Annotated in this window: 12 protein-coding genes; all 12 read left to right on the top strand. The window is 43.5% G+C overall.

Annotated elements, in window-relative coordinates:
* Positions 1 to 810 (top strand): gluconeogenesis factor YvcK family protein (locus tag Q0J48_RS05010; RefSeq protein WP_296242215.1); only part of this gene is annotated, 810 nt, incomplete at its 5' end.
* A gap of 76 nt (positions 811 to 886) precedes the next feature.
* Entirely contained in the window at positions 887 to 1,834 is a 948-nt protein-coding gene (whiA, locus tag Q0J48_RS05005) for a DNA-binding protein WhiA (RefSeq protein WP_296242213.1), read from the top strand.
* Positions 1,827 to 2,357 carry a hypothetical protein gene (locus tag Q0J48_RS05000; RefSeq protein WP_296242212.1) on the top strand — a complete coding sequence of 177 codons (531 nt, stop codon included), beginning with the start codon at positions 1,827 to 1,829 and terminating at the stop codon, positions 2,355 to 2,357. Before whiA ends, Q0J48_RS05000 begins: the two co-directional genes overlap by 8 nt.
* Positions 2,354 to 2,716, top strand: a complete 363-nt coding sequence (locus tag Q0J48_RS04995) for a NusG domain II-containing protein (protein ID WP_296242210.1) — start codon at positions 2,354 to 2,356, stop codon at positions 2,714 to 2,716. Before Q0J48_RS05000 ends, Q0J48_RS04995 begins: the two co-directional genes overlap by 4 nt.
* The gene (locus Q0J48_RS04990) at positions 2,713 to 3,213 is read left to right on the top strand and encodes a Gx transporter family protein (RefSeq protein WP_296242207.1); all 501 of its coding nucleotides are present in this window, start codon (positions 2,713 to 2,715) and stop codon (positions 3,211 to 3,213) included. The genes Q0J48_RS04995 and Q0J48_RS04990 overlap by 4 nt, the downstream gene beginning before the upstream one ends.
* A complete protein-coding gene (locus tag Q0J48_RS04985; RefSeq protein ID WP_296242206.1) occupies positions 3,210 to 3,464 on the top strand; it encodes a TIGR03905 family TSCPD domain-containing protein in 255 nt (84 codons plus the stop codon). The genes Q0J48_RS04990 and Q0J48_RS04985 overlap by 4 nt, the downstream gene beginning before the upstream one ends.
* A complete protein-coding gene (locus Q0J48_RS04980) occupies positions 3,457 to 4,101 on the top strand; it encodes a hypothetical protein (RefSeq protein ID WP_296242204.1) in 645 nt (214 codons plus the stop codon). The genes Q0J48_RS04985 and Q0J48_RS04980 overlap by 8 nt, the downstream gene beginning before the upstream one ends.
* Positions 4,102 to 4,127: 26 nt before the next feature.
* The gene (locus Q0J48_RS04975; RefSeq protein WP_296242202.1) at positions 4,128 to 4,775 is read left to right on the top strand and encodes a redox-sensing transcriptional repressor Rex; all 648 of its coding nucleotides are present in this window, start codon (positions 4,128 to 4,130) and stop codon (positions 4,773 to 4,775) included.
* A 205-nt stretch (positions 4,776 to 4,980) separates the two neighbouring features.
* Positions 4,981 to 6,339 carry an asparagine--tRNA ligase gene (gene asnS / locus Q0J48_RS04970; RefSeq protein WP_296242200.1) on the top strand — a complete coding sequence of 453 codons (1,359 nt, stop codon included), beginning with the start codon at positions 4,981 to 4,983 and terminating at the stop codon, positions 6,337 to 6,339.
* Between the two features lie 76 nt (positions 6,340 to 6,415).
* On the top strand, positions 6,416 to 7,720 hold the full coding sequence (locus tag Q0J48_RS04965) for an N-acetylmuramoyl-L-alanine amidase (protein ID WP_296242198.1): 1,305 nt from the start codon (positions 6,416 to 6,418) through the stop codon (positions 7,718 to 7,720).
* Positions 7,701 to 9,566 (top strand): ribosomal protection-like ABC-F family protein, encoded by a 1,866-nt coding sequence (abc-f, locus tag Q0J48_RS04960; RefSeq protein WP_296242196.1) that lies wholly within the window; start codon positions 7,701 to 7,703, stop codon positions 9,564 to 9,566. The genes Q0J48_RS04965 and abc-f overlap by 20 nt, the downstream gene beginning before the upstream one ends.
* Positions 9,567 to 9,644: 78 nt before the next feature.
* Positions 9,645 to 11,212 (top strand): diphosphate--fructose-6-phosphate 1-phosphotransferase (locus Q0J48_RS04955; protein WP_296242194.1); only part of this gene is annotated, 1,568 nt, incomplete at its 3' end.

Raw genomic sequence — 11,212 nt, 5'->3', positions numbered from 1 at the left:
ATCTATAATGTGCCGGCGGTCGGAGATATTCGTCATGTTCTTTGTGCCATGGCCACCGATGATGAAGATCATCTTTTTAGTGATTTGATGAACTATCGCTTTGAAGGCAAAAAGGATATCGGCGGACATAATTTGGGAAATTTGATTTTTTTGGCATTGATGAATCTGACCGGCTCCTTTATCGGGGCCATTCAGGCCATTAGTAAAGTTTTGAAAGTCAACGGAACCATTCTTCCCAGTACATTGGATATTGTTACGCTCTATGCGATGATGAAAGACGGAACCTTGGTGCGCGGAGAGAAGAATATCCCCACAGTATCCAACAGTATTGATCATGTTTTTTATCAAAAGAAAGTCACACCTTATCTTCCCGCGATTCAAGCTATTGAAGAAGCGGACCTTTTGATCTATGGGATTGGATCTTTGTATACATCGATCATGCCGAATTTGATCATTCAGGAGATATCCGAAGCAATTCAAAAGACAACTTGTCCGCATATTTATTTCTGCAATGCGATGAGCCAGCCCGGGGAAACGGATAACTACAGTATGGAAGATCACATTCGCGCCATCGAGAAACATTCGTTTGTTCATCCGGTGGATCGTGTGATCGTGGATCAGAGCTATATCCCGCAGTCGATCCTGGATCGATATGCCAAGATGGGCTCTTACCCGATCCAGGTCAAAGAACAGGATCATGATTATCAGATCTTGTCGCGCAACTTGATCTATTTTGATGAAAAGGGACGCATTCGCCATGATCCTCAGGCCGTCAAACAAGTTGCCGAAGAAATCTTACAAACTTTATAGTCTGTCAATTGACAGGCTTTTTTCTACATTCTTTGAGAATTCATGGTATGATTAGGAGCAGTTAAGGAGGATGAGGATGTCATTTACTTCAGAGACCAAGCAGCAGATCTGTTATGAAAAACTGGATGACAAGACCGGCCGGGCCCAATTGTGTGCCTTATTACAGATGCGGGCTTCTTTGCATATGAACTGGCAGGGGATGTATCTCTCCTTTCAGACGGAGAATGCGACGATTGCCAAACATGTTTTTCAACTGATGAAATCTCTTTATCAAGTCGATCCGCGCTTGTCGGTCTTAAAAAAGATGCAGCTCAAAAAGAATAACATCTATCGTCTCCAAGTGTATGAGAAAACAAAAGAGATCCTTTCGGATTTGATGATCTTAACCGATAGCGGTTTACATTTCTCGCCGCCCGCTGTTTTTACACGGTCTCAGGCCAATGCACGAGCCTATCTCCAAGGTTGTTTTTTGGCAGGCGGCAGCATCAATGATCCCAAGACGACCAACTATCATCTGGAAATTGCCACCCATGAAGAACAGATGGCCAAGGGGATCCAGAAATTGATGCAGCGATTCTACTTGCCGGCCAAAATGATCCTTCGAAAGAATACCTACGTGGTCTATTTGAAAGCCGGTGATAAGATTGCAGATTTTCTGCGTTTGTGCAATGCATCTCAGGCACTGTTTGATTTCGAAGATTCTCGGATCCAGCGGGATTTCTATAACAATCTCAAACGATTGGATAACTGCGAACTGGCCAATGAGATGAAAACCTTGAAGGCGGCCAAAGATCAGCTGAATTATATCGATGTCTTAGAAAAAAATGCGCGCAAGATCAAGATCTCCGATAAAATACGGCATGTCATGGAGATCCGGAAACGTTTCCCGGAAGCCAATATGAATGAGTTATGTGAACAATGTTATCTGGAATATGGAGAAATCATTTCGAAATCTGGCATGAAGCATCGTCTCAATAAGATCAAAGAATTAGCGGCACCGCTGATGGAGGAAGAACATGCGTAAAGGGTTAGGACTTGTATTGGGGCTGGTCTTGTTGACGGGATGTTCAAGTCCTGCCTTACAAAGACAGACATTTACAGTGGAATTAGGACAGGATGTTTATGCCAACGCGGCCCTTTATATCAAAAATGCGGACAATTATGAAACCGATCAGATGGATGTCGAAGCCTTGAGCCCGGGTGTGATCAAGAAAGAAAACCGATTCATATCCAAAAATCTGGATTATTTGGTAGTCGGCGAATATGATTTTACGATTCATACCGGACATGCGGATCTGGATTTTAAGATTGCGGTCAAAGATACACAGCCGCCAACGATTGATTCCTACCAACAAGAGATCACGGTTTCCAAAGGAGAGGTGATCGATTGGTCCCGATATTTTAAAGCGAGCGATTTGAACGGAGTCTCCTTTTCGCTGGATACGGATCTGGATACTTCGCAGGCAGGCGAAAAAGAAGTCACGGTACGGATACAAGATCGATTTGGGAACGCCGTGGAACGCTCTGTTAAGGTGATCGTACAATGAGTTTAAAAAAAGCGGATAAGCTCTTGATCGTTGCGTTGATGATCCTATCGCTGGTCTTGTTGATCCCGTTGTTTCGCAATGCACCGCAAAGTGGGCTTGCGAAGGTCTACGTTAAAGATCAGGAAGTCTTGTCGATCGATCTGTCGCAGGATGCCCTTTATAGTGTGGAAGGAACCAATGGCGAAGTCGAGATCGAAGTCAATGACCATCAAATTCGTGTGACCCAGGAAAACAGTCCCCATCATTTGTGTTCGAAACAAGGGTTTGTTTCGGATCCTAATACGCCCATCGTCTGTTTGCCCAATGAGACGGTCGTTCGGATCGAAGGCGGTACAGGACAGGATACGATGATCCAATGAAAGTAAGAAAAACCGTTGAGCTGGCTTTTTTGATGGGGGCCGGCATCGTATTACAGATCACGGAAAGTTTTTTGCCCATCAGCTGGATCCTGCCCGGATTCAAGATTGGATTTGCCAATATCACGGGGCTTTTTGCCTTGCAGATGTATGGGATCTCGGCGATGTGGCTGGTCAATCTGGGACGCGTGTTTCTGGCTTGCCTATGCCAAGGGACTTTGTTTTCCGTAGCGTTTTGGATCTCTTTGGCCGGATCGCTCTTATCGATGATCGGTATGTCGATGGCGTACAAGATGAAGTGTTTTTCGATTTTCGGTGTGAGCGTGATGGGGGCTGCCATGCATAGTATAGGGCAGGTGCTGATGGTCACATGGATCTATCAACAGTATTTTATGCAGTTATTTTTACCCGTCTTACTGGCGTTATCGATCGTCAGTGGACTTTGTACGGGCTGGCTGACACAGCTTTTGATGAAACGATGGAAAGGAAGAAATGTATGAACTATAACTATCGACCACAGGGAGTTTGTTCCCGTGAATTTCATTTTGAGATCGAAGGAGGAAAGATCCTTGCTTTTGAAGCCGTTGGCGGATGCAATGGAAATTTAAAAGGGATCGGGCGACTGATGCAGGGAAGAGATGTCCAGGAAGTCATCGAAGATCTAAGAGGCGTGACTTGCGGACCGAAACCGACTTCTTGTCCGGATCAGATCGCAAATGCGTTGGAGGCATATTGTAAGGAAAATGGCTGATCATTTTTTAGGCGCTTTACAGGCATTGGAAAGAAGAGCCCAAGATAATGTCTTGGTCTTTTCGGATGTGCTGACAGAACGGTTGGATGCATTAGTGTTTTCAATGCTGGATCATCCACTTTCAACCAACGATTATTTAAAGACGCTGAAACTTTACTATCAAAAATATCAGCGCTTTGAAAATCAGGAAGGCATGATCTTCTGTGTTTTTCGTATGCAGCAGCTCGCATCAATGATCCAAAAAAAGAATAAGCCGGCTTTTCAATATCAAGAGATCTCTGCCATGGTGGATGAACGGATCCAACAATTCTTAGATAAGCATAAAGAGATGTTTCAAAAAATGTGGGAAGACAGCTTGCGCATCTGGATCCTGGCTTCATTAGCAGGTGCAATCGGTTTTATGATCCTTTCGGTCTTGCTGGTGCATCTTCCGTTTATGATCGGATGGTGCTTGGCACTGGCCTTATGGGTTGGTTTGCTGGTATATGGTTATACTTTTAAGATTGGACAAAATCTTGAAAAACAGGTTGTCAGTCTCTATCCCAAATTAGATGATCTGCATGTTCAATTGGATAAGACGGCGATGAAAACAAAGAAAAAAGACTTGTTAACACCTTCACAAACGAAGCAAAAGTGATACAATAGTCCTGAGAGGTGAACGATATGGCTTCCAAAAAAGTACCCAAGGCAACGCTTCAACGATATCCGCTGTATTTAAAAGCATTGCGTCGGCTCAAAAAAAATGGGACGACAAGAATCATGTCCAAGGAGTTGTCCAGCTTTGTCGATATTGAATCGACCACGATCCGTCGGGATTTTTCTTTTTTAGGCAATCTGGGAAAACAAGGCTATGGTTATGATGTCGATAAATTGATTGAGATCTTCAATGCGGAATTAGGGGTCGACTTTGATGAAAAGATCATTTTGGTCGGAGCCGGAAACTTAGGCCGCGCTTTGATGAATTATAATAAATGGGATCATGTCGTCGGTGAGATTGCCTGTGCTTTTGATATGGATGAAGCCAAAGCAGGAGTTCATTTTGGGATCCAAGTTTATCCGATGACGGAATTGGAAGAAAAGATCCCGGAAGGCTGCCATATTGCGATCTTGACGATATCACATCAAGTGCAAAAGACTGTGGATCGCCTGGTAGCGTGCGGAATCACAGGGATCGTCGATTTTACCCACGAGCACTTTTTAGCACCCAAAGGGGTTGCGGTCAAAGTTGTCGATGTGGTATCATCGATTCAAGAATTGGTCTTTTTGACCAACTCCATGGAATCAAAGGCAAAGAAACAGAAGACCGAATAAACGGTATGCCAAGAGAGTCCTCGGTGGTGAAAGAGGATGATACCTTTATTTCAGGCCAACAGCTGGGGAGCCGGACTGGAGAAACTAAGTAGACAGTCCCGCAGTCGTGCGTTACGCGAAAGAGTGCTGAAAAGAAAAAGGATGGTACCGCGGTGATTGATCGTTCCTAGAGATAGGGACGTTTTTTTATTAAGAGGAGGATAAAATGTTAGTCAAGAAATGCAAAGCTGAATATGCCTCATTAGATGGGCAGACCATTGAATTACAAGGTTGGGTGCGAACCAATCGAAATTCTAAAGCCTTAGGGTTTATTGAACTGAATGACGGTTCTTGTTTTGGCAATGTGCAAGTTGTCTATTATCAGGATTCGACACAAGATTATGAGACAGTTTCTAAGATTACTTTGGGATCTGCCATTGAGGTTCAGGGTGTTTTGGTTTGTACGCCGGATTCAAAACAGCCTTTTGAGATCCAGGCCAAAACCATTCATGTCCTGGGAATGAGCGATCATACCTATCCGCTTCAAAAAAAGCGTCATAGTTTTGAATATATGCGTGAGATTCCGCATATTCGTCCAAGAGCGAATACATATTATGCGATCTTCCGTTTGCGCAGTGTCCTTTCGATGGCCATTCATACTTTTTTCCAGGAACGCGGATTTGTGTATGTCCATACACCGATCATCACAGGAAATGATGCCGAAGGAGCCGGAGAATGTTTTACTGTGACAACGCGTCAGGATGATCATTATGAGGAGGATTTCTTCGGAAAACATGCACAGTTAACAGTTTCTGGGCAGCTGCATGTAGAACCGTTTGCCTTGACTTACCGAAACGTGTATACATTTGGGCCGACATTCCGTGCCGAAAATTCTAATACGACACGGCATGCCAGTGAATTCTGGATGATCGAACCGGAATTAGCGTTTGCGGATCTGAGCGACAACATGGACTGCATCGAAGAGATGATCAAATACTGCATCACCTATTGTCTGGAACATGCGCCGGAAGAAATGGCCTTCTTTGAAAAGATGATCGATAAAGACTGTATTCGCCGTATCAAAGCGGTGGCTGAATCCAGCTTTAAACGCATGACCTATACCGAAGCGATCGAACACTTGGAAAAAGCCAAAGATCAGTTTGAAAACCAGGAAATCTACTGGGGAATGGATCTGCAAAGCGAACATGAGCGTTATATTTGTGAGAAAGTGGTCAAGGGACCGGTTTTCTTGATCGACTATCCAAAAGAGATCAAAGCGTTCTATATGCGTGTCAACGAAGATCAAAAAACCGTAGCGGCCTGCGATTTGTTAGTTCCTTATGTAGGCGAACTGGTGGGAGGATCGCAGCGTGAAGAACGCTATGATGTTTTGGAAGCCAAGATCCAGGAGATGGGAATTTCTCAAGAAACCTTACAGTGGTACTTGGATCTGCGTCGCTTTGGCGGATGCAAGCACAGCGGATTTGGTCTGGGATTCGACCGCATGTTGATGTATTTGAGTGGTATCCAAAATATTCGCGATGTTCAGCCGTATCCTCGTACACCTCGAAATCTAATCTTTTAAGTCACATGCGAATGTGACTTTTCTTTTATCAAATTCTAGATTTTTCATGTATACTTAACTCATGGCAAAGAGGAAATTGAATCGAAAACTAAAACATCCGCGCATCTTGATCGCTGTGGTTGTCTGTTTGGCGCTGCTCAGCGGGGCATTGTTTTTGTATGTCAATCGAACAACGGAAATTGATCGTTTTCGTATGACCGCTCTGGAATCTTTAGATGATCAGGTTGTGAAAGAACAGATCCAGACGGAATTCAAGGAAAGTTACACGGTGCAAGATTATGGGATCTATGGTCAAACCTTGTCTTTTTACCCATCAAAATATAGTGCGAAGGAACACTCTTCTTTGTTTGGACAATTGCTTTTGTTGAAAAATGTAGAAACCCAGGAAGAGATCAGTTTTGGACTGGGAGAGAATGCGGACTCCGGTATTCGGTTGAATCAATTGGATCCGGGATTGTATGAAGTTTATATTTTTGACCATTACGATAAGAAAAGATTGTGCTTCAAAAAGCCGGTTGAAAGCGAGACTTTGAGCACGATTCGCAACCAGAAGCACGTAAAGAATATCCGTTTAGTCGCTGATTCAACGTATTTAGAAGATTATGGAATCGAAATGGATAAGAATTACGCTTTTTTGGATGTCATGGAAAACATCCCGCAAGTGAAAGTGGCCGATATCGTTTTAGATCCAGGCGGACAGATCTATAATGAAGTCTCTATGACAACGGATACGGGTATCGTCAATGACTGGATCAACGAGCCGCAACTGACATTGGAATTTGCGAACTTATTGAAGACCAAGCTGGAAGAAAAAGGATTGCGCGTTCTTTTATCTCGAGAAGATGATAAAGGAGTGAGTTATTATGGGGCGTCTTCGCGCGTGGGAATCGGCTATCAGGCCCAGGCGAAGGCATTCATCAGCCTTGAAGCGTATGAAGACGATACTTTGACCAGGCCCTATTTATTGACTTCGCGATATACGACAGGGCTGTTTGCCAATGAAATCGCTTATGAACTCACGAATGCAGGGGTAGAAATGGCTGCCGTGTCTTCTATGGATTCACTGGCTTCCGGAATTACAAATGATGCCGGGACAACAGAAGATCAGAAAGAAGATATTGTTTACGATGCCTATCCGGCTTTGCGGGAAACGGGAGGAAAACAGACGTTTGCCGGGACTCTATCTTATGCCCAGGCTAATGATTCTTATAAGAAGAGTTTTGGAATGGAAAGTGTTGTTTTCTTCTTAGCCAATGGGACCCATCAAGAGAGTGTACAATATTTTCAAGATCATGAAGAAGAGATAGCAGATTGCATCGTCAATGCGATCTGTTCCTATTACGGAATACAAGGTGAAGAAAGTGAAACTTCAAGTCAGTAATATCAAAAAGAGTTATGGGACGCAGGATGTCTTGGAAAAAGCATCTTTGACGATCAGAGAAAAAGAAAAGATCGCCCTTGTCGGGAAAAACGGCTGTGGAAAGACGACGCTTTTAAAGATACTTTGTAAGGAAGAGACACCGGATCAAGGATCGGTGATCTGGGCCAATGGGGTCCAAGTGGGCTATTTAGCACAGATCACGTTTTCGCAAACCGATCACACCGTGTTCGAAGAACTGCAGAGTGCTTTTGAAAAGGTCCGCCAGATCGAGCAGCAGTTGCATCAGCAGGCTAAAGTCTTAGAAAGTGACTCCAGTGAAAAACAACTGGAAAAATACGCAAGCTTGCAAAGTCAGTTTGAAGCGTTGAACGGCTATCAATATGAAGTGGAAATGCGCAATGTCTTTTTCCATTTTGGCTTTACCGAAGAAGATCTGCACAAAGATCTTCAATCTTTTAGTTCGGGGCAAAGAACACGAATTGCCTTGGTCAAATTATTGTTATCCAAACCCGATGTTCTATTATTGGATGAACCGACCAACCACTTGGATATCGAAAGTGTGGAGTGGCTGGAAAATTATGTGCGCCATTATCCCAGCGCCGTGGTCCTGGTCAGCCATGACCGTATGTTTTTGGATCATGTGGCCGATGAGATCATCGAGATCGAATATGGAATCACGACTCGTTATGTCGGAAATTATACGCATTATATCAAGGCAAAAGAAGAATTTATCCAGAAAAATCATGAAGCCTATGTGCGTCAACAGCAAGAGATCCAACGAATCGAAGCACTGATCGAAAAATTCCGTTATAAGAAAAATAAAGCCGCCTTTGCCCAAAGCAAGATCAAATATTTGGAGCGAATGGATCGTATCCAGGATCTCAAGGCCGATACCAGCCAGATGCATGCTTCCTTTCAATGTGCACGCAAAGGGGGCAAACAAGTTCTGGAAGTAGAAGATCTGCAAATTGGCTATGATCATGTCTTGTCAAAGGTCAGTTTTTCTTTGATCAAAGGCCAGCGCATGGGAATCGTCGGCCCCAACGGCATCGGTAAAAGTACTTTGATCAAGACGTTAGTAAAAAAGGTTCCCGCTCTGCATGGACACTTTCACTACGGGCATCAGATCGATATCGGATATTTCGACCAGGACAGTGCACATCGGCATTCATCCTTGACCGTCCTGGATACGTTATGGCAAGTCTCATCCGAACTGACCCAGACGCAGATCCGGAATACGCTGGCAAGCTTTTTGTTTACCCAGGATGAGGTCTTCAAGGAAGTCAACGATCTTTCCGGGGGCGAGAAAGTACGTCTTGCCTTGGCCGAACTCATGTTGGAGCAGGATAACTTGCTGCTGCTGGATGAACCGACCAATCATTTGGATATTCCAACCAAAGAAGCTTTAGAAAAAGCACTGGAAAAATACGATGGAACAATTTTGTTTGTTTCGCACGATCGTATGTTTTTGTCAAAAATGGCCAATCGCATCCTGGAGATGGGACCGGAATCGAAAGTATATGATTGTACATATTCGGAATATATTGAGAAAAAAGCCCAGGGAACTTTGATGCAGAGTGTGTCTGAAGGAAATAAAACGAATCCTTCTTCGCAAGTTTTCAAAGACCGCAAAGCACTCAAAAATCGCATTGACCGCTTAGAACAGCTTTTAGAAGAAGCGCAAACGGATCTTGAAGCATTGCGCGAATTGCGGTTTGAACCGGAATATTATCAAGATTATCAAAAAATGGAAGAATTGGATGCCCAGATCGATGACAAGCATAATGAGATTGCCCATTATACATCGGAATGGGAAGAAAAAATGATGCTCCTGGAAGAGGAATAGCGGGTTCTGCCCGGGTTTGATGTTTACTTTTCAAAGGGACTATTTTATAATTTATTCGGTAAAAAAAGGAGATCAGCTATGAAAATTTCACCATTACAAAAAGCAAGATATGAGTACTCTCCTAAACTTCCTGGCATGCTTCGCCATGGAATCGCGGAGATCTGTGTAAAAGAAGGCGAACCAACACAGAGTGTGGCCGATCAGGAAAAGATCCAGGCTTTGTTCCCCAACACTTATGGAAAAAAAGAAATCACTTTCCAAAAGGGAGAAAACACTTCTACGCCAAAAAAACAAGTTGTCGGCGTTATCCTTTCAGGTGGACAGGCCCCAGGGGGACACAATGTCGTTTGTGGTTTGTATGATGCCTTGAAGGCTACCAATCCCGATAATGAATTGTACGGATTCAAAAATGGTCCAAGCGGCCTGATCGATGACGATTACTTGATCTTTGATGATGCTTATATCGATGAATATCGCAATACTGGCGGTTTTGACATCATCGGATCGGGAAGAACAAAATTGGAAACCGAAGAACAGTTCAAAGTAGCAGCTGAAGTCTGCAAGAAACATGGAATCACCGCAATCGTGATCATTGGAGGAGATGATTCCAATACCAATGCGGCTGTTTTGGCAGAATACTTTGCGGCTCACGATACAGGTGTTCAGGTGATCGGTTGTCCAAAAACAATCGATGGGGACTTGAAAAACGAAGACATCGAATGTTCTTTTGGATTTGATACCGCTACAAAAACTTATAGTGAGTTGATCGGAAATATCGAACGTGATGCCAATTCGGCCAAGAAATACTGGCACTTCATCAAAGTGATGGGGCGTTCTGCTTCTCATGTTGCTTTGGAATGTGCTTTGGAAACGCAGCCAAACATCTGTCTGGTATCGGAAGAAGTAGCAGCGAAGAAAATGTCTTTATCGCAAATCGCTGATTACATTGCGGACTCGGTAGAAAAACGTGCTGCCAAGGGAATGAACTTTGGGGTAGCTATCATTCCGGAAGGCGTTGTAGAATTTGTTCCTGAATTCTCAACATTGATCGCAGAAATCAATGAACTTCTTGCCGGAAGCAAAGCAGAAGAATTCAATGCTCTTGAATCTTGGGAAGAAAAATATGCGTTCATTGAAAAAGGTTTGACGAAAGAATCGATGGATGTCTTCGCAATCTTGCCACAGGGCATTCAGCAGCAGCTGTTCTTAGAACGTGATCCGCATGGAAACGTTCAAGTATCTTTGATCGAATCGGAAAAATTATTCTCGGCTTTAGTAGCGGATAAATTGGCAGAAAGAAAAGAAGCTGGTACTTATAAAGGAAAATTCAATGCATTACATCACTTCTTTGGTTATGAAGGACGTTGTGCATTCCCATCTAACTTTGATGCGGATTATTGTTATTCATTAGGATACAATGCCTTTATGTTAATTCAGTATGGTTACACGGGATACTTATCTAAGATTTCCAACTTGTCAAAACCAGCTAATGAATGGGTTGCCGGAGGTATGCCGATCACAAAGATGATGAATATCGAAAGACGGCATGGAGAAGATAAGCCAGTCATCAAAAAGGCTTTGGTTGAATTGGATGGTAAACCATTCCAGTATTTTGAAGCACATCGTGAAGAATGGGCTGAAAATAC

The sequence above is a fragment of the uncultured Faecalicoccus sp. genome (assembly GCF_944325745.1).
Classification (GTDB): Bacteria; Bacillota_I; Bacilli_A; order Erysipelotrichales; family Erysipelotrichaceae; genus Faecalicoccus.
Note: the sequence above shows the minus strand (reverse complement) of the source record. Positions and strands in the feature narration are given on the sequence as shown.